Consider the following 23,221-nt stretch of genomic DNA (forward strand, 5'->3'; position numbering starts at 1 on the left):
GATAAAATCAATCTAAACGAAGTGAGCTGAACCATAACTGAACCATATGCAACTCCTGCAACGAGACTTTAAATCCATTGTGGTACTCACAGGCGCGGGCATTTCCGCTGAATCCGGTATACGAACTTTTCGTGCCGCCGATGGCTTGTGGGAAGATCACCGTATCGAGGATGTGGCAACACCGGAAGGATTCGAGCGTGATCCCACCTTGGTGCACCGATTTTATAATCAGCGACGCAGACCCATTTTGGACGGTGCCGTGGCACCGAACCCCGCTCACCACGCGTTAGCTAGGTTGGAAGCTGACTTTCATGGAGATTTCTTACTGGTTACCCAGAATATCGACAACCTGCATGAGCAGGCGCGATCACAGAATATTCGTCATATGCATGGCGAGATTCTCAAAATGCGGTGCAAAGCGACCGATACGGTATTTACTTGTGATGACGATTTGAGTGAAGCCACTGAGTGCGCGTGCTGCGCGCAAGCAGGCAATCTGCGACCGCACATAGTCTGGTTCGGAGAGATGCCGTTATACATGGATGAGATATATAACGCGCTCGCTAACTGCGATCTATTTATTTCGATCGGGACGTCCGGCAATGTGTATCCAGCGGCCGGGTTTGTGCAAGCGGCGAATCAAGCGGGGGCATTGACCTTGGATCTAAATCTGGAGGCATCCCAGGTTGCCTCGCAGTTCGATCAAACGGTCTATGGTCAGGCTGGTGAGTTATTACCTGACTGGGTGTCACACTTTTTGCGTTGACAGACTGTCTGATTGGCACAATTCATGCTTGTAAAAAGGGGTATGGCGATGTGGGATCGCCAACTATCATTTTAGAGGTAACAGAAAATGAAAGCGAAATACTCGACTCTTGCAAACCAAGCGGCGGCAAATGCGGTGCGCATGTTTACGCACCGTGTCTTATTAGTTGAAAGTAATTTTGGTGCTAACCAACAAAATCAGATGGCGGAAAAATTACGCGATCAAAATTTTGAGTCTCTGGAGACTACGCACTCGAGTGAGGATTTACTACAAAAAGTCAAACTGATGTCACCGGATGTATTGATCTTGTCCTTGGTGTCTTTAGACGAATCGACGTTGCATCAGTTAGTCGAGATAAATCACGCAAACCCTTTGCCAGTCGTGGTTTTCGCGACCAAGCACTCGCCAGAATTTATGCAGCCGGTCGTTGAAGCCGGGGTCAGTGCCTATGTGGTTGATGACGTAAAATCACATCGATTGCCGGTGATTATTGATTTGGCGATTTACCGTTTCAATCAAATGCAAAGCCTATGTAAAGCGCTCAAAGAAACTCAGACTCGCCTATCAGATCGTAAATTAATCGAGCGCGCGAAAGGAATTTTGATGCAGCAAAAGAACCTGAATGAGAACGAAGCCTACTCGCAGATGCGACGCTCAGCGATGGATAACGGGCAAACTATGGTCGATCTCTCTAAGCGAATTATTGAAGTGACCAACATTTTGAAATGACTCCAATGAGTGCAAGCCTTCGTGTGCTTGCACTCTTTTGGCGCAGGATGCGCCTGCGTAACCCAGAAATATCAAGAAAACATCAAATCAACTGTCGCTTTTTATAAAATTTAAACTTGGCACGACGCTTGCTCAAGGAACTTCGAAGGGCTATTGCAATGTAATGCAACGCCCAATCAAACACCTCGAAGAACAATGCCGTTACTCAAGGTAGAGCTTCCCACATTTATCGATCGCAGCGGCGTGATCGTGTATCCGTTGATTTAACCTGCTATCGCTAAACACCGGTCTTTTCGGTGACACCGCCACACGCAATCGAGGTCGTTTATGTGCCGACGTAGTATCTTTCGAATTTTCCTTGTTACCGTTTTTTTCACTTTCATTTCCACTTCGTTGTCAGTCCATGCGGAGATCGGAGAGCCGGAGAAAGATGAGTTGACGTTCGGTTTTATCAAGCTCACGGACATGGCACCCATCGCAATCGCCTATGAGAATGGGTATTTCGAGGATGAAGGCTTGTACGTGACGATCGAAGCACAGGCGAACTGGAAGGTGTTACTTGATGGCGTGATAGATGGAAAGTTAGACGGCGCACATATGTTGGCCGGACAGCCTTTAGCGGCAACGATTGGCTTCGGAACCAAAGCCCATATCGTTACCCCATTTTCAATGGATCTGAATGGGAATGGAATCACCGTTTCCAACGAAATCTGGAAGAAAATGAAAGCGCACATTCCAATGGAAGGCGGCAAGCCAGTTCATCCGATCAAAGCCGATTACCTGAAACCGGTGGTCGATGAGTTCAAGCAAAAAGGTGAGCCTTTCAAGATGGGTATGGTTTTCCCAGTATCGACTCATAACTACGAATTACGATACTGGCTAGCGGCGGGTGGTATTCATCCAGGCTACTACGCACCGCACAAGGGCGATACGGCGGGTACGATCGACGCCGATGCCTTGCTGTCGGTTACACCACCACCGCAAATGCCGTCGACTCTGGAGGCTGGGACAATCTACGGGTATTGTGTTGGCGAGCCCTGGAACCAACAGGCAGTGTTTAAAGGTATCGGTGTGCCGGTGATCACGGATTATGAAATTTGGAAGAACAATCCAGAGAAAGTCTTTGGAATGACGAAGGAATTTACCGAAAAATACCCAAATACCACGGTGCGCGTTGTCAAGGCACTGATTCGTGCTGCGAAGTGGTTGGATGAAAATGATAATGCCAACCGTCCCGCTGCGGTAAAAATCTTGTCACAATCGAACTACGTTGGGGCGGACTATGAAGTCATTGCAAACTCCATGACTGGCACCTTTGAATACGAAAAAGGCGATAAGCGGGCAGTGCCTGATTTCAATGTGTTCTTCCGTTATAACGCCACCTACCCGTATTACTCGGACGCAATCTGGTATTTAACTCAAATGCGGCGGTGGGGGCAGATATCGGAACCAAAGTCCGACGAATGGTATGTCGAGACCGCCAAGGATGTATATAAGCCGGGCATTTATGCGACTGCAGCCCAAGAGTTAATCGCAGAAGGATTGATGAAGGCGAATGAATTTCCGAACTTTGCAACCGAAAGTGGCTTCAAACCGGAGCAAACTGAATTTATCGATAACATTAGCTTTGATGGCAGCAAGCCCAACGCGTATCTAGAAAAATTCGATATTGGTTTAAAAGACGAAACGCTGTAACCGACCCATTTACGCGCACCGGAGTTATTTATGACTACGCAGACCCAGCAAGTGCCGCAATCGCGCGCGGCGGATTTACTCAACACCGTCGGACGCGCATTCCGCGCATTCGATGTGAAAGTCATATTTTATCCAATCATGGGGCTGGTCGCGTTTTGCATAGTTTGGTCAATAGGCGCGAATCGTATCGATACCTCATTGGGTAAATTTCCAGGCCCTGCGCAAGTTTATGAACAGGCAAGCGTGCTGGTGCAGGAGCACCGTGAAACCAAGCAGAAAGCCGATGCATTCTACGAGCGTCAAGAAAAACGAAATGCAGCTAAGCTGGCAAAAGACCCAAACGCCAAAGTTAAGATCCGTAAGTACACAGGCAAAGAGACCTTCTTTGACCAAATCCTTACTAGCTTGAAAACGGTCATGTTTGGTTTTGTGATTGCCTCACTCATCGCAGTACCCGCTGGGATAGTGTGTGGATTGAGTGATGGGATCTACAAAGCGGTGAATCCGCTAATACAGATATTCAAACCGGTATCACCGCTTGCTTGGTTGCCGCTGATCACCATGGTCGTGAGTGCGGTGTATGTTTCAGAGGACCCGTTCTTTGAAAAATCGTTCCTGAATTCGGCGTTTACGGTTGCCTTATGTTGTCTGTGGCCGACGTTGATTAACACCGCAGTTGGCGTGGCGAATGTTGATAAAGATCTTTTGAATGTCAGCCGAGTGATTAAACTGCCGGCCTTGATGCATGTCCGAAAAATCATTCTTCCAGCGTCTATTCCGATGATTTTTACCGGTTTGCGCCTGTCTTTAGCGACTGGCTGGATGGTATTAATTGCGGCGGAAATGCTGTCGCAAAACCCTGGTTTGGGGAAGTTCGTTTGGGACGAGTTCCAAAATGGCTCGTCTAATTCACTGTCGCGAATCATGGTCGCCGTGATTGTGATTGGCGTAATTGGTTTCGCCTTGGACCGTCTTATTTTGATGGTTCAACGTTGGGTAAGTTGGGACAAATTGGCTGTACTGCGCTAGTCGCAAAAGCCACAAAGGGACACGAGAAAGTAATTATGGCAAAAAAATTCTTAGAAATATCTCAGGTGGGCATTGAGTTTCCGACCCCCAACGGCGTTTTTTGCGCATTGCGTGGTGTGGATTTCGCGATCAATGAAGGTGAATTTGTATCGATTATCGGGCACTCAGGGTGTGGTAAATCCACGGTCTTGAATATTGTCGCAGGCCTGTATCAGGCGACCGAAGGCGGCGTTATTTTAGATGGCAAAGAAGTCGATGAACCGGGGCCTGATCGAGCTGTGGTGTTTCAAAGTCACGCGCTCATGCCTTGGCTAAGTGTCTATGAAAACGTGGCGCTAGGAGTAGAGCAGGTTTTCAAGGGCAGAAAAAATAGGGCGCAAATGAAGTCCTGGATTGAACATAACCTCGAGTTGGTGAAGATGGATCATGCGATGCACAAAATGCCACATGAAATTTCCGGCGGGATGAAGCAGCGGGTTGGCATCGCGCGTTGTTTGGCGATGCAGCCGAAAGTGATGCTCATGGACGAACCCTTCGGTGCGTTGGATGCGCTCACCCGTGCGAACTTGCAGGACTCCGTGATGGAAATCCAGAAGGAACTCAATACTACGGTGATCTTGATCACGCACGATGTCGACGAAGCAGTCTTAATGTCAGACAAGATCGTGATGATGTCGAACGGACCAGCGGCGAGGGTCGGTGAAATTTTGACAATAGAGCTGCCTAGACCACGAGAACGTCTGGCGCTGGCTAAGAGCGACCAGTTTAACTTTTACCGTCAACAAGTCTTGTCTTTTCTGTATGAGAAGAAAGGTGTGGTGGATTTTGATGAAGCCAAGAAACAACGTGCCGTGCCCGATCAGACAAAGGACACAGTTGAAAAAATCAGCTAATAACAACCAGGTGTGTTCAGTGCCGAACCACTCCATCAATGACTCACTTAGTCCCTTCAAGGTTGAAGTTGCGACGAACTGAATCTCTCCAATTTGTAGAGCGAAATAAATACACATGATGAATAAGCAAAAGAAGCGTATACCGAGTGTGGCTTTGGTATTAGCTAGCGGTTTAATAGGATCTTCCGCATACGCAGATCAGAATGCGGGCAAATTTTTCGGCGACTTCAGGTTGCGTTACGAAACGGTCGATCAAGATAACGCATTGCGCGATGCAGATGCACTGACCTTACGCAGTCGACTTGGGTATAAAAGTCCAACTTGGTCGGGGTTTTCTGCACAGGTCGAAGTCGAAGACAGTACCAGTTTGATTGACGATTTCAGCGTGCCGCCAGCGGGCGTGAAGACCGGTCAATACTCGGTGATCGCCGACCCAGAAGTGACTGAAATCGATCAGGCGTTTGTGCAGTACAGCAATAATATCGTGACGACCAAACTGGGGCGCCAAGTGTTTACGCTGGATGGTCATCGTTTTATTGGCCACGTTGGCTGGCGCCAAGATCGACAAACCTTCGATGGTGTTGTGGTGAGCGTTAGACCGAGTGAGTCTTGGACGACGACGGCGGCGTATATCAATAAGCGAAATCGAATTTTTGCTGAAGAAGCAGACATCGACAGTGACGACATTATTCTAAATGTCGCATACCAAACTAAGGTCGGCAAGTTGGTTGGTTACGGCTACTTGCTGGAACAGGACGAAAACCCGAGCTCCGAACTCGATACCTTGGGTGTGAGTTTCACTGGCACCACACTGGTTGCGGACAGCAAGATTTTGTACGACGTGGAGTACGCCACACAAGACAAAGCCGGTGCGTTTGATACCGATTACGTCAAATTGGAAGGTGGTGTCGTGAATGCGGGTCTGACCGCCAAACTTGGTGTGGAAATTCTAGGCTCGGATGATGGACAAGCTGGCTTTTCGACACCCTTGGCGACTTTGCACAAGTTTAATGGGTGGAGTGACCAGTTCTTGGCCACACCAAACGCAGGTTTAGAAGACATCTATTTCAAGTTAGCGGGTAGCTTGGCAGGCGGGAAATGGCTAGCGGCATATCACGATTTTTCTTCGGATGTGGCACAAGCAGGTGTTAGCGATCTAGGCGATGAGATCAATCTGCAGTACACACGTGGCATCAACAAATATTTCTCAGCGGGTATTAAGTATTCGACGTACTCAGCGGGTGACACGGTGTTCGGCAAAGTCGATACCGACAAGCTCTGGGTTTGGGCTGGCGCTAAATTTTAGAGGAACAGGCGAATGGCGAAACGTAAGGTAGTTGTAGTTGGTAACGGCATGGTCGGACACCATTATGTCGAAACACTGGCCAACAGCGATATCGAAGCACAGATCTGTGTTATTGGTGGTGAAACGCGGCCAGCTTATGATCGCGTCCATTTGTCTGAGGTGTTTGATGGTAAAGTGCCCTCTGATCTGGCATTGACGACTCGTGAAGCGTACGATGCGCTCGGTGTAGAGGCCCATTTTGGTGATTTCGTCAGCAAGATCGATCGCGAGAATAAACACGTGGTCACAGTAGGCGGGCAGGTCTTTGAGTATGACAAACTGGTGCTGGCCACCGGTTCTTATCCATTTGTGCCACCCGTGCCAGGACGCGAGCGACCGCATTGTTTAACCTATCGGACGATCGACGATCTGGGTGAAATCAAGGCGTCGGCCAAGGGGCAGAAAGTTGGCGTCGTGGTCGGTGGTGGATTGCTGGGTCTGGAGTGCGCCAATGCCTTGAAGAATCTAGGGCTGGAGGCACACGTCGTCGAGTTTGCGCCTGGTTTGATGGGCGTGCAACTCGATGATGGCGGAAGTCGCATGTTGCGGCGAAAAATTGAAGCACTGGGTGTGCGGGTACATACCAGTAAAGCCACTGAGAAGATTGTCGAAGGCGATGCACATCGACTACGCATGGAGTTTGCCGATGAGACTTCCCTAGAAACCGATATGATCGTATTTTCGGCAGGGATTCGGCCCTATGATCAGCTCGCGCGTGATGCGGGTTTGAAGGTCGGTGAGCGTGGTGGTATCGAGATCGATTATCATTGTAAGACCTCAGATGAAAACATATTCGCGATCGGTGAGTGCGCGGTATTGGGGAACTTTATTTTTGGTCTGGTGGCACCAGGTTACCGTATGGCCGAAGCTGCGGTTTCACAACTGAGTGACAATAAAGTGTCGTTTACCGGCGCCGACATGAGCACCAAATTGAAGTTGCTCGGTGTGGATGTCGGCTCAGTTGGCGACTCAAAGGGCATGGCCGATGGTGCGTTAGCATTTGTGTTCAGTGATGAACGCGAGGAAGTCTATAAGCGCTTGAATGTGTCACCCGATGGCAAATACGTGCTCGGCGCCACCTTGGTTGGAGATTGCGACGATTACGACACGATTCTGCAATACTACTTGAACAAGATTGAGCTACCTGAAAACCCGGAGTCATTGATCTTGCCAACATCAGATGGTGCTGCACCGACCTTGGGTATGGATGCATTGCCGATGACCGCCTCCATTTGCTCTTGCCACAACGTGACTAAAGGCGACGTGGTCAATGCCATCGACAACGGCTGTATGAGCTTGGCAGCGGTGAAGTCAGATACCAAAGCTTCGACGGGTTGCGGTGGTTGTGCCGCCTTACTCAAAAACGTGGTGGATTTTGAGTTGGCCTCGCGCGGCGTAGAGGTGGATACCTCCATTTGCGCGCATTTCAAATATACGCGCCAAGAACTGTTTACCATTATTCAAAGCACGCAGACCAAAACCTTTGATCAGTTGCTGGCCAGTCATGGTCAGGGGCGCGGATGCGATATCTGTAAGCCAGCCGTGGCGTCCATTCTTGCGTCCTTGTGGAACGAGCATGTCTTAGAGTCGGATCTGGTACCGCTACAAGATACCAACGACACCTTCATGGCCAATATGCAAAAAGATGGCACCTACTCGGTAGTACCGCGAGTACCGGGCGGTGAGATTTTGCCGGATCAGTTGATTGCCTTGGGCGAGGTGGCAAAGCAGTTTGATTTGTACAGCAAAATCACCGGCGGGCAACGTGTGGACTTGTTTGGTGCGCGATTGAATGATTTGCCAGAGATCTGGTCACGTCTGATCGAGGCGGGTTTTGAAACCGGGCATGCCTACGCAAAATCACTGCGAACCGTGAAGTCCTGTGTTGGCAGCACTTGGTGTCGTTATGGCGTGCAGGATAGCGTGGGCCAGGCGATCGATATTGAGCATCGATACAAAGGTCTAAGGTCGCCGCACAAATTAAAGATGGCCGTGTCGGGCTGCACACGAGAGTGTGCGGAAGCGCAGAGTAAAGACGTTGGGATCATCGCCACCGAACACGGTTGGAATCTGTATGTGTGCGGCAATGGTGGTATGAAACCACGTCATGCTGATCTATTTGCGACCGACTTGGACACCGCAACCCTGATCAAATACATCGATCGATTTTTGATGTTCTATGTGCGGACGGCCGACCGCCTCCAGCGCACGTCAGTGTGGTTGGAGAGTCTGGAAGGCGGATTACCCTATTTACAGGACGTGATTATTAACGACTCGCTTGGAATTGCTGGAGACCTTGAGCGTCAAATGCAGCATGTGATTGACACCTACCAATGCGAATGGAAAACGGCGCTGAGTGATGACGAAAAACTCAAACGTTTTCGCCACTTCGTGAATTCGGATCAATCCGATGACAACGTGGTGTTTGTGGAAGAGCGAGGTCAAAAGCGCCCGGCAGATCTGCAGGAAAAAGCGCAAAAAACCTTAAAAGCCGTGTCGTAATCAAGTTCATCCGTGGAGAAACAATCAATGGGCGCGCAAAAATTATGTAACAAAAATGATCTGGTGATTAACTCCGGTGTGTGTGCACTGGCACAGGTGAATGGTCAGCCACAACAGCTTGCAGTGTTCTATCTGCCAGACACCGAACAGCAGGTGTTTGCTATCCATAACTGGGACCCTTTAGGGCGTGCCAATGTGTTGTCGCGGGGTATCGTCGGCAGCATCGACAATGAACTTGTGGTCGCATCGCCGTTGTATAAGCAGCACTTTTCGCTCACCACGGGTGAGTGCCTGGAAGAAGATATCTCGGTGCCAACGTTTGCCGTCACGCTGTCGGGTGACGACGTGTTGCTCTCGGCATAGATGATGAGCATGCAGGCGACAACCTGCCCATACTGTGGCGTTGGTTGTGGGGTAGCGGTTCAGTCTGAGTCTGATGCAGTACAGGTGCAGGCCGATGCTCAGCATCCCGCGAATCTTGGACGACTTTGTAGTAAAGGCAGTGCGCTGGCAGCGACGGTGTCAGAAGCCGGGGAAGCCGCTCGTATTCTGCATCCCAGCATCGATGGAAAGCAAGTCGACTGGACGCAGGCAACCGACCACATCGCTGCGTCGATTCGTTCTGCCATTGATGAGCACGGGGTCGACAGTGTGGCATTTTATTTGTCCGGCCAGTTGTTAACCGAAGACTACTACGTTGCCAATAAGCTGATGAAAGGGTTCATCGGTACGGCAAATGTCGATACTAATTCGCGGCTCTGCATGTCCTCGGCGGTGGCAGCGTATCAGCGGGCATTTGGCGCCGATGCGGTACCCTGTTGTTATGAAGACCTGGAATGCACCGACCTCCTGGTATTAATCGGCTCCAACGCCGCATGGACTCACCCGGTGTTGTATCAGCGAATGGTGCAAGCCAAACAATCAAACCCCAATTTACGTGTGGTATTAATCGACCCGCGCCGCACGATCAGCAATGATTTGGCCGATCTGCATTTACCCTTAAAGCCGAGTTCGGACGGTATTCTCTTCAAAGGACTGTTGCGACATTTGATTGCGCACGATGTGGTTGATCGTGCATTCATTGCGGGCCACACCGACGGCTTCGCAGAGGCAGAGCGTTCCGTGGCGTCTTGGGATATTGATCGCGTGGCTGAGCACACGGATTTGAGTCGAGACCAACTCACACAGTTTTACGATTGGTTTGCGACCACGCCCAAAGCCATTAGCTTTTACTCGCAAGGTATTAATCAGTCTGCCACGGGCACGGATAAGTGTAACGATATTATTAATTGTCACCTAGCGACGGGACGCATCGGGCAACCTGGGGCGGGGCCGTTTTCAATCACCGGGCAACCAAATGCCATGGGTGGACGTGAGGTCGGTGGTCTTGCGAGTCAGTTGGCTGCGCATATGGGGTTTACTGAGCCAGAGACCGATCGGGTGCAACGCTTTTGGAATGCGCCTACGGTGGCAAAGCAGCCGGGTTTGAAAGCCGTTGATTTGTTTGATGCTATGCATCGCGGCGATATTAAGGTAGTTTGGATTCTGGCCACCAATCCTGCGGTTAGCTTACCTGATAGCGAGCACGTTCGCGCTGCGCTAGCCAAGTGCCCAACTGTGATCGTGTCGGATCTCACTGCGAATGACACGACCGAGTACGCCAATGTGTTGCTTCCAGCACTGGGCTGGGGCGAAAAGGACGGTACCGTGACAAACTCTGAGCGTCGTATCAGTCGGCAACGTGCGTTCCGACCGGCGCCCGGTGAGGCTAAGTCAGACTGGTGGTCCTTGACCCAGGTGGCACAAAAGCTGGGATACGAAAATCAATTTCCATATACTTCTGCGCATGAGGTGTTTGTTGAGCATGCGCGGCTCTCCGGTTTTGAAAACAACGGCAAGCGGGCCTTTGATATTTCGGCCCTCAGTACATTAACTGGGAAAGGCTACGACTCACTCAAGCCAGTGCAATGGCCGGTAACGCATGCACGACCGAAGGGCACCGCACGGTTGTTTACCAACCATCAATTCTTTACTGCTACACAGCGTGCGCAATTTATAGCGGCGCCGCCGCACATCATTGCCGCGCCAGACGGGATGTTTTTGCTTAACACGGGTCGACTCCGTGACCAGTGGCATACCATGACACGCACGGGTCAGGTGGCGTCTTTGTGTGGCCACGATGAGCTGCCGTTTGTTGAGATGCACCCAGATGATGCTGCTGACCAGGGCTTGTCCCAACATCAGTTTGTGCAGGTTCAAAATCATCATGGACGATTTATTGGTCGACTCAATGTGGTTGATTCGGTGCAGCGCGGGCAGTTGTTTGCACCAATTCACTGGACCCAACAATTTGCGCAAAGTGCGATCATTAACAGCGTGGTGGCACCCGTGGTGGATGCGGTATCGGGCCAACCTCAATCCAAAGCTGCGGTGGTCTCGTTGCAACGATTCGACTGTCAGCAGTGGGCGCGCGTCGTCACGACTGAGCCACTGCAATCGAATGACTGGGCGTATTGGGCGCAAACGCGGATTGCGCGTGGCTACGTCACCTTGGTTGGCGTGTCCGATGAAGTCGACTGGAAAATTTGGTTGCGGTCACGATTCGAATCGCCGATATTTGTAAAGCACTATCAAAACCCGCTCTCTGGGCAGCAGGCTCTCATCGCCAGTGATGAAAAGCGACCGGTCGCTTTGGTGTTTACGCATGCCAATGTTGCGGAACTGCCGAGTCAGGTATGGCTGGAGCGTGTTTACGCGATCAACGACTCAGCTACGTTAAACCAAGAGTTGCACGGGGAGCTAGGTGGTTACGACGAACTGATATGCAGTTGCTTTAAAACCACACGCAAAGCCATCACTGCCGCGATGGAACAGGGAAGTGAAGATCTGGAGGCGTTGGCGTCTACGCTCGGATGCGGATCAAAGTGCGGGAGTTGTCGACCCGAGCTAAATGGATTATTGCGCCTCTATGCAGAAAACCCGATGGTCGCTTGACGTAGATTTTCGCTCGTTGACGGTTTTGAGCAGCGCAAAGGAATGAGCCAATATCGATTTACAGGTTTTGGGCAATTAAGGCTGGGGAGCTTGGCTGATAGCCGACAATGAGATTCGGTTAGAAAGTGGATCAGTGACCGCGCCAGCAACCAGCTTCAGGTAATCCTGGAGGGCTCAAATATCGCTGCCAACACGGGTTGTCACTGAAATCGGCGGTGCTACGCTAAGTATCAGTTTGTTGACCATTACAGAGATGACGTCTTGTCTTTTGCTGCGGTTGATTTTCAGAGCGGTTTATTCAAAAGCGAAACGACGACAAAAAATTGACGCGCCACGCGTTCGAATAGGCTCGTCGGTTTTAAATTCCCGTTAGGGGTTAAGGGGCCACGTGTTACATAATAGACTTGATAAACCAACTAGTTAGGATGATACATCATGCGTTTGCTTAGTCTTTTGGGCCTCGGCCTATTGTTTGCTGCGTCGCTGGTCGATGCGACAGAGCAGCAACCGGAAGTCGATACGTTTGTGATTGTACATGGTGCCACTGGAGGTGGTTGGGATTGGCGTGTGGTGAGTGAACACCTGATTGAAGCTGGACATCGTGCGTACAGACCAACGCTGACGGGGCTCGGTGAACGATTTCATCTGGCTGGACCTGAGGTGAATCTCGACACGCATATTCAGGACATTGTTAGCATGATCGAATTTGAAGGGTTGGACGATGTTGTGCTCGTTGGTCACAGTTATGGGGGCATGGTTATCACTGGGGTGATGAATCGAATTCCAGAACGCATTAAACACGCAACCTACCTAGATGCGTTGTTGCCAGATCATGGTATGACAGCTGAGCAAACTACCAAGCTTCCCATTCACACCTGGCCAGTCGAGGCCGGTGTGGTGAAGTTTCCTTGGGTGGATGAATCAAAACCGTTTCCGCGCGATGTGGTTCACCCAGTGAATACATTGACCCAACCTGTTGAGTTCGATAACCCATTAGCACACATTATCGCGGCGACCTTTGTGGCATTCATCCCGAATGGTCAAACTTTACAGCAATGGCAAGCCGAGCGTAGTGGGTGGTCACGAGCAAAAAAGCGTGGATGGACAATGCGCATCTTCGACGGAGATCATGTGGTGTATCGTGCCAAACCCGCGGCGATGGCAAATCTACTCATTGCTACCGTGTCGGACCGAAATTCCAGCGCGCACGGGCGAACCAATAATCCAGTCGACATCTCGGAGTAGCGTTCTGTGACCAATTCTGCACCAACTACCTCGTCGAAAACAGTCGACCATCGAGCGCAACTTGAGTTAGCTCTGGGCCAGCCATTTGTTGATGGGAATACCATAAACGATCTGCAAAACGGGGATGAAATCTTCCCGGTAATGCTGGACGCGATTCGCGCTGCGAGGGTCTGCGTTGACTTTATGACCTTTGTGTATTGGCAGGGCTCAATCGCCAAAGAGTTTGCCACAGCTTTATCGAATAGGGCACGAGCTGGTGTGACCGTGCGCGTGCTATTGGACGCTTACGGCGCCCGACGAATCAATAATGAATTGGTATCAGAAATGGAGGCAGCCGGTGTCGAGTTAAGGTGGTTTCGCCCTTTGTCGACATGGCGAATCTGGCGCTCTGACAAACGCACACATCGCAAAGTGCTCGTCTGTGATCATCGAATTGGTTTTATTGGGGGAGTTGGTATCGCCGATGAGTGGCGTGGTCAAGCACGCGATGCCTCGGAATGGCGCGACTGTCATTTTGAGATTCAAGGCCAGGCGGTTCGCGGATTACGTGCGGCATTTTTAGACAATTGGAATGAAGCAGGGGATTGGACCAACGATCTAGCTTGTCAGGCATTTGATGTTGTCGATGGCAACGTGCCCATGCAAGTCGTGCGCGCATCGACAACGATCGGTTGGACTGACATTGCGACCTTGGTACGTACCTTAATTCAGATTGCTGAACGACGACTAATTGTGGTGACCGCGTATTTTGCGCCGGACGAAAAAATGGTCAAAATGATATGCGAGGCGGTTAAGCGAGGGGTTGATGTTGACGTGTTGACGGCAGGCAAGCACACCGATAGCCGACTCTCGCAGTTGGCCGGTCAGCGGCATTATGCTGCGCTGCTCGAGTGCGGCGTCACCATTCGCCAATACCAACGCACGATGTTGCATAGTAAGTTGATTTTAGTGGACGATGACGTGTGCTGTTTGGGTTCCGCCAATATTAATCACCGCTCTTTGTCAAAAGATGAGGAGTGCTGCGTCGTAGCGTTATCGACCGACTTGAATGCCACTCTAACCGCTGATTATGAGCGCGATTGCGAGCACGCCAAAACCTTGAATTTATGCGATTGGCAGGTACGCTCCTGGTGGCAATGTCAGCAAGAGCGATTGGCGGGGTTATTGGTCGAGCAACTTTAATGTTATTTGTTTGTGTGTGTTGGCCACAATCGATTATTGAGCTCTAGCGCTTGGGTTTGTTTGATAAACAGTTGCATGCTGCGGTAGTTAGGATTTGGTTCGGCGTCGGTGAGTTGGCTCGGCAAACCACGTGCCGCATACCAAGCATCGTTGTTGCTCATAGTGAGCGGACGCATGCGGGGCTTGGGATCGAATAAACTGTGTCCCAGGAACGTGCTCATGTATCGATTTATTCCCAATAGGTGCAGCACAGTTGGGGCGAAATCCAAGGAGCTGGAACGGCGAATGGTGAACTTTCCGGTTTGAGTGTGAAACGGGGAATAGATCAATAACGGGATTCGGTCCATGAACACCGGTGAGTAGCGATCTTGTTTTTGCCACAAAGCGCGATAGTCGTTATCGGGAAAATGTGCATGATCTGACGTAAGAATAACGATCGTGTTGTCGCGTAATGAGGATTGTTTAAACGCGGTCCAAAACTGACCAAACGCGGCGTCAAAAGCATGAATTGTGTCTAAGATGTAGTGCTGGTCTGATGTTTCCGATGGTCGGTATTTGAATTCTGGGTCGAGCAAACGGTTTCCCGTGTGGGTTTCAAAGCTATACAAACTAAGGTAAAAGGGCTGATTTGAGGTAGACTCACGCTGTTTCAATTCACGGTTTAAGGCTAAGAAGAGTTCCAGATCGCTCATGTGTGTGACGCTGAACCGACGTGCTAAATCATCTTCAAAAGGTGTATTTAATTCGTCGTACGCAAGGGACTTTTGAAAGCCTATTCGGCTGGCCATTTCGTCCAGCTCGGTGTCGTCCTTGCGCTGAGAAAACAATAATGTGGATTGATACCCAGAATCGTTCAAAATATGTGGCAGGCATCGATAACCGGTCGACGGTTCTGTGCGATTGGTCGGATACAAGGAGCATTGTTGCCCTGACAGTCCTCGATAGGTGGCGAAAGTATGGTTGAAGTAATAGTCGATTAAAATTGATTCAGACGCAAACGCCGCAATGTTTGGAGAAATACCCGGGAATCGATTTGAGTACGGTTGGATAGTACGGGCCGACAAACCTTCAGCATGGATTACGATTAAATTTGGTGGCTGTGGGAATGGTTGACTACTGAGGCCGTCGGAGTCGGAGGTTTCTGTCAAATGCACGAGCGGATAATTGGGATCCTCCTTGCCCCAGTGCAGATTGTGTTTTCGCACAAACTCGGACAACCGTGCATTCAATCGCAGCGACTCTGCCACCGGCGGCGCGTCCGAATGCTGCAGGCGAACATGGTGCCACAGTACGTGAGTAAGATCGCCGAGTGGTGAGGCGGCATAATGTCGGTACTTTGTCGAGTTAAGCAGCGCGCTGCGCTGCGTGACGATATCCGCCGGTAACCATTTGTGGTCATTTCGAACCAGCACGGCGACTAGCAGAATGAGTACACTGAGAATCAAACGCCGGTCCAGTGACCAGGAACGCTTGCATTGCGTGACGCAAATAAGACTAAAAACTAAGTAGACGGCCAGTGCCAGTCCCCCGATCACCATGTGTTGATTATCGATCATGGCCACGTGTTCTACATTTTCGAGTGCCACTTCCGGAAACAGGTCGCCGGAATAACGCACACTTTGGTACTGCACGTAGAAGCCAAATAGTCCAAGCGTGCCCAACAGCCAGGCAACTGCGCGTAACCACAAAGCATTACCACCAACTGCGATTATCAGTGCGAGAATAATCAAAATATCGATCAGGTAACGTTGCACGACACTTAAGCTTAACAACCATGAGCTCTGAGCAGGTAGAGGGTTAAAACTCAGAAAGAGTCCAAGCAGCCACGCCAATCCGATACTGACCAGCAGCGTCCATACCCCACTGAAGTATAATTTTTCTGGTCGAACTCCACTATCCATCCGAACATCCTCCGTTGATGCGTTTAGTAAAACAAGTGTTTCGAGAGTTTAAGCGGACATATGTTTGATAAGGCGACCTTTAACCAATTGTTCATTTAACTTTGCATTCGCCGAGCAACTTACTTACGCTTTGCGTTTACGTTTTCATTTGAGTTTGGTTATGTCTTCTCTGCGATCCTGGCAGACACCAGCTAGTCTGCTGCTGCTAATGGCATTTATTATGCCGCTGGCGTTCTCGACCTGGGCCGCACTGATTAATAACTTCAGTAATGAGTCGGCGGGATTTACCGGCAGGGAGATCGGTATCCTGCAGAGCTTACGAGAGATCCCAGGTTTCCTAGCTTTTACCGCAGTGTGGTTGTTGGCATTTATCCGCGAGCAGCGGTTTGCATTACTGGCGCTGTTTTTACTGGCTTTCGGAGTTGTGGTTACCGGGTATTTCCCAACGGTAATGGGCTTGTACGTCACCACGGTGATCATGTCGATTGGCTTCCACTACTTTGAGACCGTGAACCAATCTCTAACATTGCAATGGATCGAAAAATCGGAGGCTCCGCACTTTATGGGGCGTGCGCTCGCGGTCAAGGCAGCGGCATCAATTCTGGTGTTTGCCACGACCTGGCTGCTGATGTCATATTTCTCAATCAGCTATCAAACTATCTACCTTTTATTCGGCGGGCTCGCCCTAGCGTTGGTGTTGTTTATTTGGCGTGCTTTCCCTCAATATCCGGCGAAGGTAGAGCAGCAAACGCGCCTTATCGTTAGAAAGTCCTATTGGCTTTACTACACATTGGTATTTCTGAGCGGCGCACGCAGACAAATTTTTATGGTATTTGCCGGATTCTTGTTGGTCGAAAAATTTGATTATTCTGCCGCGGAAATCTCGTTGTTGTTTCTGGCAAATTATATTTTCAATTTTTTCTTCGCAGCCAAGATTGGCAAACTGATCGGTATTATCGGCGAACGCCGAGCACTTACCATTGAGTATGCCGGCCTAATTCTGGTGTTTATCTCCTATGGTCTGGTCGACAATGGCACGCTAGCTGGTGCCTTATATATCATCGATCACTTCTTCTTCGCCCTCGCAATCGCCATCAAAACTTACTTACAAAAGATCGCCAAGCCAGACGATATTGCATCCACCGCAGCCGTTAGCTTTACCATCAATCACGTCGCTGCCGTGGTGCTGCCGGCATTGTTGGGGCTGGTCTGGTTGTACAGCAATGCGCTGGTGTTTTTTATCGGCGCCGGGATTGCCTTGGGGTCGCTGATCGCCTCACAGTTTATTCCTGATCAGCCAGAGATTGGTGCGGAAACGAGATTGAAATCTTCGGTCGGCAGTCCGGCGAGGCCGTTGTCGGGGAAATAAGTTGCCGTTGATAGTGGCCTGCTTATTCGAACGGCCAGGTATGTAATGCTAGCGCCTGTGTGATTTGCTTACCCGAGCCGTAGTCAGTAGAGAGTCCATCTGTGTTGCTTATGGTAGCCCAAAGAGTTGAAGGCTTTGGGTGATGCACTTATGCGGGGAATATTCTTCCACACCTCGCCGCGTTAACCCTAGTGGTTCGCATGATCGCACCGTACTTCTTACGGATGAGGAAACGTATGTTGGTGACCAAAGGCCTAGATTAAAGCGATATGTTGAAATCGGCTTCTAATTTTTTAGTTTACCAAATGTACAATAATTGTTTGTGTTGTAATAATACTGTGCTAGTTTATTGATGGTTGTCAGGTATTTTTTGGCAGCGATCATTGAATTACCAGAGGCCCCATCAGAAATGACACGGAATAGTTTCCACCTTTCTCTAGATGTATATATTCAGAGATCTTCACGCCAGATTTCGGACTAGCGCATGGCAGAAGGTGTCGTTCGTACGCTCCGCATTGCGAGCAAATCCTGCCAGAATTTGAGTTCTCGCCTTGTACAAAGATCTAGCAGCTTATTTCAAATATGCGCTATTTCAACTCTCACTCCAGAATCCCATGAATAAAACTCTTACACCCGCTTTCACTGCTGATGAAAAATCAAGTCTTATCAATCTGCTAATTTTAAGAAGCAAAATTTTTACGAGAGTCTTGTCATGTCGCGGAATAGGGCGAGCTTTTCCGATCGTGTTCCTTATATTTTTGGGGTGTTGGCCCTCTTATTCAGTGGCTCAGGTGTGTACCGACACAGATCCCACAAACCGTTTTCAAATAGGTAGCCACTCAAGGGCGCCACAGTTCAGAACGCCCGAAGAGGCTGGTATTCAGCGTTGCCCACTTCACAACACAACATATGGGCGCTACGTAAAGTACGATCCACCACCTAATGCGGTGGAGTGGGGGTTTCTTTACTGTAATAAAAATGGCGATGAATATGGGATCGGTATTATATTTAGAGAGTGTTGTCCTGTTAACCAAACTTTGGTTGGGGGCGTTTGTACTTCCATTTTGGATAATGGAGATAAGACACACGGGTCTTGTGGCACCACAGGTAACCCCTGTAATCCTGCTTCGGGCAATAAGTTTGAATCCGAAGTAGATTTAGCAAGAGGGAGCCTAGGTTTTACACGCTATTACAACAGTACCAACTTGGTCGATCTGGGGATGGGCAAAGGGTGGCGGCACACATATCTGAAGCGTCTTGCCCTCAATGGCACGAGTCTGTCAGTGATTTCTGAGTCTGGGCGAGGGGAGCTATGGACCGAAAATGGTGGTGTCTGGCAAGGTGATGCGGACAGCAAGGTGGCGTTGGTCGAAAATGCGTCCGGTTTTCAACTGACTCGCCCCAATGGTAATGTGGAAAACTACGATACGTTTGGTCGATTGGCTTCTACGTTGAGTACTCAAGGCGAACAAACGAGCTACCAATATGGAATTGGCGGGTATCTGTCTCAAGTTACTGATCACGACGGCAATAGTCTAAGTTTTGAGTATGTTGGGGGAATGCTCTCGGCTGTTTCTGATGGCGACGATGCGACCTATCGCTACGAATATGACGCGAATAGAAATCTTACGGCGGTGATCTTTCCAGATGAAACGCCGGGTAACGACGCCGACAATCCGCGCAAAATATATCATTACGAGGACACGAACTTTCCCAATCACCTGACCGGAATTACTGACGAAAATGGTGATCGATTTGGTACGTATAGTTATGCGGTCGATGGTAAGGTCATATCCAGTGAACATAGTGTTACCAGCAATTTGGTAGGACAGGAGCGTATTGATCTTACTTATCAAGCCGGCGGCACTCTTGTTACCGATGCTGCTGGGACGAATGTTCTTTGGACTTTTCAGGATGTTCTCGGCGCGTCAAAAATCACCGCCAAGACGAACCAAACCGACAACAAAGGCATCACTCAAGTCTGGGATTCAAATGGCAACTTAACCAGCCGGACGGATGCAGAAAACCGAGTTACCACTTACGGTTACAACGCCACCAACCAAAAGACCTCGATGACGGAGGCGTATGGCACACCGCAGGCTCGCACCACGACCTATGAGTACGTGAGCGCAGACATTGACTTGGTGACCAAAGTCATCACGCCAAGCGTTTATGGCTCAAACTTCAAAGAAGTGGTTACAAGCTACGACACAAACTTAAATGTTACTGCAGTCACGACGAATGGTTACGATCTGCAAGGCAACCCGGTGACACGCGCCACCACCTTTCAGCACGACACCTACGGTAAGGTGACGCAAATCGACGGACCACGAACCGACGTGAGCGACATCACCACGCTGGAATACTACAACTGCACCACTGGGGCAGAATGTGGTCAACTAAAAAAAGTCACCAACGCGCTCGGGCACGAAACCACGTATGACCTTTATGACGCTGCGGCACGCTTAAAACAAATGACCGATGCCAATGGCGTGGTCACTACCTACGACTACCATCCGCGTGGATGGGTCTTGAGTGTGACGCAAACGCCGCCGAGCAACGGGCAAGATGCGCCTTCGCCACGGGTAACCACCTACGAGTACGACTTTGTTGGTCAGTTAAAGAAGACCACCATGCCCAATGGCGTTGAAACCTATTACGATTATGACGCAGCGCATGACCTTAGAGAGGTAAGGGATAATTACGGTAACAAGATTACCTATACTTATGACGCTAAAGGCAATCGCGAAACTGAGCAGTATTTTGATCCGTCCGGTACGCTAGAGAGAACCACTACTACTGCATACGATATGCGCAACTTTGTGAGCAGTATTAACTCAGGTGGCTCAATCACACAAATGGTTAATGATGCGGTTGGCAATACGGTAACGTTGACCGACCCGAATGTGAATCCAGATACAACGCATAATTTTGATCCGCTAAATCGACTAACTTCAACCATTGATGCCTTAACCAATTCATCGGGCTATGATTACGACGTAGCTGATCAGTTAACCCAAGTTGTTGCGTCCAATGGTGCCACCACCGACTATGAATACGATGATCTTGGGAACTTGGTAACCGAAGTTAGCCCGGATCGAGGCACAATTACATACACTCATGACGCCGCTGGCAACGTGCTGAGTGTGACTGATGCTCGTAGTATCACCAAAACATACGCCTACGACGCGCTGAATCGACTGGTCTCTGTTACCTATCCTGACACTACGGAGTCCGTGTCCTTTGCCTATGATGCATGCGCAGCCGGTACTGGTCGTTTATGTACACGCACGGATCAGTCTGGCAGTTACACATATGGTTACGATGCTTACGGTAACGTGACTCATGAATCACGCACTGAACTCGGTGTTACCTATACAACCAGCTACACCTATGACGCGAATAACCTTTTGCAAGGCATTGTTTATCCCGATGGACGTGAGGTCGAATACCATCGCGATGCCGCGGGTCGCGTTACGCGCCTAGCGACTAAGGTTGGCGCTACTGCTTGGGCAGATGTGTTTGATGTGCAAACTTACCGGGCAGACGGTCTGATAACAGGACGCACATACGCCAACGGTTTAGTCAGCACGCGTGGATATGACTTACAAGGGCGGCTCGAATCGATCGATATCGGCACGCTCGTACAACGTACCTATCAATACGATGCCAACGGCAACCTTACTGACCGCAGTCCGGGCAACGTGGTTTATGGATACGATGTGCTTGACCGAATCACCAGCGAAGATAATCTTGATCTTTTAAGCTGGACCTACGACGCGAATGGGAATCGACTAAGTGAAGATGAAAATAGCCAACTAAGTCTTCTGACCTATCATACGAATACCAACCGTTTGCAGACCGTTGCCACTACAGTTTACAACCTGGATGCCGCCGGTAACACGACTGATGATGGCATTCGTACCTATACTTACAACGACGCGGGCCGCATGGAGACCATTAGTCAGTCAGGCCAGCTGGTCGCGACGTATACTTACAACGCGCTCGGTCAACGCACACGCAAGGTATTGGCGAGCACGCAAGCGACCACTTTGTATCATTATGACCTTGCAGGCTACTTGATTGGTGAGAGCGACGAGACCGGTCAGTTTTCGGCAGGCTATATTCACAGCGATGGGCAGCCAATCGCCGTATACAAACACGCCGACGCACTCTCGAGTCAACCTGGCGATGGGGACGGTGATGGCTCAGGTGAGTCGCCAGTAGATCCACCCGAGGAAGAAGAACCCGGCACCACACCACCAGCGTATGCACCAACAGATGCGTTGGAGGGCTTGTACTACATCCACACTGACCATTTGCTTACCCCACGCTGGGTCAGCGATGAAAACGCGCAACTGATTTGGACGTGGGACAGCAGTGCCTTTGGGAATACTGCACCGAACGACGATGTCGATTTAGATGGTGTTGCCTTAACGCTTAATATGCGTTTTCCGGGCCAGTATTACGATGCCGAGAGTGGGTTATTTTATAACTGGAACCGGTATTATGATGCTGGGTTGGGGCGGTATGTTACTTCCGATCCGATTGGGATAGGAGGTGGTGCAAATACATACGGCTACGTTGGGGGAAACCCTCTTGCATACTTCGACCCACTTGGGCTTGAAATTGTGGGATCATGGAAAAAATATCCAACACCATTTAATATAAGTCTGACTATTTCCAACTTCACACTGAACGTAAATTTATTTGACACACAATTAGTAAATGTGGGCTTTTCTGCAAGTGCGAATTTGCATTTTGTGATAGGGTGTAGAGACACTTGTTCGGGTAAATTGTGGGAACTTGACTCAGGCAATAGAGGTATAGCAACCAGCGGCAATGTTGATATTCCTCCCCCTAGCATTGGTTTTCCTTGTGCGCTCATTAAGGAGCCTAGGGCGAAAGCTGCATGTAAACTCTCAAAAGCAAAAAAATATTCGGAGTGGGCTCGAAAATCAGATGAGTTAGCCAAATCGAGAGCGTTTCAGATCGCAAGACGAAATTTTGATGTGATTGCTGACGGAATAGCGGCTGCTATCGACCCAAATAACTGGTGCAGAACCATGCCTAGACCATGAAATTTTATATGTTTTGGAAAATCATTTTCTGCTGTTCGCTGTTACTCGTTGCTTTAGAATTCACAGCTCTTGTAACGTCATTATATTTTGCGCTAGTTTCTCAAACAGTAATAAGTATAGACTTACAAAACGATCTGATTGGGTTGACTTATTTCATATTTAATGTCCTTAAGACTTTCGCGATATATTTGCTCGCATTTAACATGGTCGTGTGGGGAAAACAAATCTGGATAGGGATCACAATCGGCTGTTTGATTCTCTTTATAAGTAGTTCCGTTCAAATATTTGGAGTGTTGTCGTTGGACGTGTTTTCTATTGTCTTCACTGTATTTAGTCTTACAGAAATTATAGGCATGGTGCTGTACTTGAAGACCTTCCAAGAACACGAGCAAGAAAAGGAGTCAGAGCCGATTTAATGATTGTAAGAAAAGGGGTCATATATGAATACCTCCCCTGCGGTCAAGTGATCACGGTTTCCTGAGATGAGCAA

At 49.5% G+C, this 23,221-nt stretch carries 14 protein-coding genes; 13 read left to right on the top strand and 1 reads right to left on the bottom strand.

Annotated features, from left to right (window positions below):
* Nucleotides 1–46 precede the first annotated feature (46 nt).
* The 11 genes from cobB to IE055_RS15880 all read left to right on the top strand — a co-directional run bounded on the left by cobB (nucleotide 47) and on the right by IE055_RS15880 (nucleotide 14,380).
* Entirely contained in the window at nucleotides 47–766 is a 720-nt protein-coding gene (gene cobB / locus IE055_RS15830; RefSeq protein ID WP_189402657.1) for a Sir2 family NAD+-dependent deacetylase, read from the top strand.
* An 87-nt stretch (nucleotides 767–853) separates the two neighbouring features.
* A complete protein-coding gene (locus IE055_RS15835; protein ID WP_189402658.1) occupies nucleotides 854–1,495 on the top strand; it encodes an ANTAR domain-containing response regulator in 642 nt (213 codons plus the stop codon).
* Between the two features lie 327 nt (nucleotides 1,496–1,822).
* Nucleotides 1,823–3,190 (top strand): CmpA/NrtA family ABC transporter substrate-binding protein, encoded by a 1,368-nt coding sequence (locus IE055_RS15840; RefSeq protein WP_189402659.1) that lies wholly within the window; start codon nucleotides 1,823–1,825, stop codon nucleotides 3,188–3,190.
* 30 nt (nucleotides 3,191–3,220) lie between these two features.
* Nucleotides 3,221–4,219, top strand: coding sequence for an ABC transporter permease (locus tag IE055_RS15845; protein WP_189402660.1), 999 nt, complete (start codon nucleotides 3,221–3,223; stop codon nucleotides 4,217–4,219).
* Between the two features lie 35 nt (nucleotides 4,220–4,254).
* Nucleotides 4,255–5,112, top strand: a complete 858-nt coding sequence (locus IE055_RS15850; RefSeq protein WP_189402661.1) for an ABC transporter ATP-binding protein — start codon at nucleotides 4,255–4,257, stop codon at nucleotides 5,110–5,112.
* 118 nt (nucleotides 5,113–5,230) lie between these two features.
* Nucleotides 5,231–6,418 (top strand): alginate export family protein, encoded by a 1,188-nt coding sequence (locus IE055_RS15855; RefSeq protein WP_189402662.1) that lies wholly within the window; start codon nucleotides 5,231–5,233, stop codon nucleotides 6,416–6,418.
* 12 nt (nucleotides 6,419–6,430) lie between these two features.
* Nucleotides 6,431–8,959 carry a nitrite reductase large subunit NirB gene (gene nirB / locus IE055_RS15860; protein WP_189402663.1) on the top strand — a complete coding sequence of 843 codons (2,529 nt, stop codon included), beginning with the start codon at nucleotides 6,431–6,433 and terminating at the stop codon, nucleotides 8,957–8,959.
* Nucleotides 8,960–8,986: 27 nt separating this feature from the next.
* Complete coding sequence (gene nirD, locus IE055_RS15865; RefSeq protein ID WP_189402664.1) at nucleotides 8,987–9,322, top strand: nitrite reductase small subunit NirD; 336 nt, start codon at nucleotides 8,987–8,989, stop codon at nucleotides 9,320–9,322.
* A gap of 9 nt (nucleotides 9,323–9,331) precedes the next feature.
* Nucleotides 9,332–11,953 (top strand): nitrate reductase, encoded by a 2,622-nt coding sequence (locus IE055_RS15870; protein WP_229794327.1) that lies wholly within the window; start codon nucleotides 9,332–9,334, stop codon nucleotides 11,951–11,953.
* A gap of 435 nt (nucleotides 11,954–12,388) precedes the next feature.
* Nucleotides 12,389–13,198 carry an alpha/beta fold hydrolase gene (locus IE055_RS15875; RefSeq protein WP_189402666.1) on the top strand — a complete coding sequence of 270 codons (810 nt, stop codon included), beginning with the start codon at nucleotides 12,389–12,391 and terminating at the stop codon, nucleotides 13,196–13,198.
* 6 nt (nucleotides 13,199–13,204) lie between these two features.
* Nucleotides 13,205–14,380: a phospholipase D-like domain-containing protein gene (locus IE055_RS15880; RefSeq protein ID WP_189402667.1), complete on the top strand. Its 1,176-nt coding sequence runs from the start codon at nucleotides 13,205–13,207 to the stop codon at nucleotides 14,378–14,380.
* Between the two features lie 2 nt (nucleotides 14,381–14,382).
* Here IE055_RS15880 and IE055_RS15885 read toward each other — a convergent pair whose 3' ends face one another.
* Nucleotides 14,383–16,281 carry an LTA synthase family protein gene (locus IE055_RS15885; RefSeq protein ID WP_189402668.1) on the bottom strand — a complete coding sequence of 633 codons (1,899 nt, stop codon included), beginning with the start codon at nucleotides 16,279–16,281 and terminating at the stop codon, nucleotides 14,383–14,385.
* Nucleotides 16,282–16,441: 160 nt separating this feature from the next.
* Between IE055_RS15885 and IE055_RS15890 the strand changes: the two genes are divergently transcribed.
* Both IE055_RS15890 and IE055_RS15895 read left to right on the top strand, forming a co-directional pair.
* The gene (locus tag IE055_RS15890; RefSeq protein WP_189402669.1) at nucleotides 16,442–17,650 is read left to right on the top strand and encodes an MFS transporter; all 1,209 of its coding nucleotides are present in this window, start codon (nucleotides 16,442–16,444) and stop codon (nucleotides 17,648–17,650) included.
* Between the two features lie 1,064 nt (nucleotides 17,651–18,714).
* Nucleotides 18,715–22,731 carry an RHS repeat-associated core domain-containing protein gene (locus IE055_RS15895; RefSeq protein ID WP_189402670.1) on the top strand — a complete coding sequence of 1,339 codons (4,017 nt, stop codon included), beginning with the start codon at nucleotides 18,715–18,717 and terminating at the stop codon, nucleotides 22,729–22,731.
* The last annotated feature ends 490 nt before the right edge of the window (nucleotides 22,732–23,221 follow it).

The organism is Arenicella chitinivorans (genome assembly GCF_014651515.1).
GTDB lineage: Bacteria > Pseudomonadota > Gammaproteobacteria > Arenicellales > Arenicellaceae > Arenicella > Arenicella chitinivorans.

Coding starts and splice junctions, on each gene's coding strand:
- cobB (WP_189402657.1), top strand. CDS start 47: ATGCAACTCCTGCAACGAGACTTTAAATCCATTGTGGTACTCACAGGC.
- IE055_RS15835 (WP_189402658.1), top strand. CDS start 854: ATGAAAGCGAAATACTCGACTCTTGCAAACCAAGCGGCGGCAAATGCG.
- IE055_RS15840 (WP_189402659.1), top strand. CDS start 1,823: ATGTGCCGACGTAGTATCTTTCGAATTTTCCTTGTTACCGTTTTTTTC.
- IE055_RS15845 (WP_189402660.1), top strand. CDS start 3,221: ATGACTACGCAGACCCAGCAAGTGCCGCAATCGCGCGCGGCGGATTTA.
- IE055_RS15850 (WP_189402661.1), top strand. CDS start 4,255: ATGGCAAAAAAATTCTTAGAAATATCTCAGGTGGGCATTGAGTTTCCG.
- IE055_RS15855 (WP_189402662.1), top strand. CDS start 5,231: ATGAATAAGCAAAAGAAGCGTATACCGAGTGTGGCTTTGGTATTAGCT.
- nirB (WP_189402663.1), top strand. CDS start 6,431: ATGGCGAAACGTAAGGTAGTTGTAGTTGGTAACGGCATGGTCGGACAC.
- nirD (WP_189402664.1), top strand. CDS start 8,987: ATGGGCGCGCAAAAATTATGTAACAAAAATGATCTGGTGATTAACTCC.
- IE055_RS15870 (WP_229794327.1), top strand. CDS start 9,332: ATGCAGGCGACAACCTGCCCATACTGTGGCGTTGGTTGTGGGGTAGCG.
- IE055_RS15875 (WP_189402666.1), top strand. CDS start 12,389: ATGCGTTTGCTTAGTCTTTTGGGCCTCGGCCTATTGTTTGCTGCGTCG.
- IE055_RS15885 (WP_189402668.1), bottom strand. CDS start 16,281: ATGGATAGTGGAGTTCGACCAGAAAAATTATACTTCAGTGGGGTATGG.
- IE055_RS15890 (WP_189402669.1), top strand. CDS start 16,442: ATGTCTTCTCTGCGATCCTGGCAGACACCAGCTAGTCTGCTGCTGCTA.